Genomic DNA, 342 nt, shown 5'->3' on the forward strand with positions numbered 1-342 from the left:
TATTGTATTAAAATTTGTTTGAGCGCCGAAATATTGAACTTTCCAATTGTTCGAGCCACTAACCAATCCCGCAGTTGTATCTATAACGCCGAATGTAGTTCCATTTGCGCTTAATGTATTTCCCGCGTTTGTGCCTTCTTCTCTTGGTATAACGGGAACTACCGAATCTATTTTGGTTTCTATATACCTGCTTTCAAGAAGTTCGTTAGTTCCGTAAGCCGTAACCGTTACATAATATAAAGTTCCGTTATTATATGTTCCAGGTATCGTTAATGTAAAATTACTTCTTGTATGATTCGAACTCGCTATTGTCGGATAACCTTCATAGGAATTTTTTATAGC

Annotated in this window: 1 pseudogene; it reads right to left on the minus strand. The window is 36.5% G+C overall.

Annotated features, from left to right (window positions below):
• A pseudogene (locus EZH24_RS14595) lies at nucleotides 1-342 on the minus strand (hypothetical protein); the annotation flags it as partial.

Source organism: Brachyspira catarrhinii, from assembly GCF_005518285.1.
In the GTDB taxonomy this organism is placed as follows: Bacteria; Spirochaetota; Brachyspiria; order Brachyspirales; family Brachyspiraceae; genus Brachyspira; species Brachyspira catarrhinii.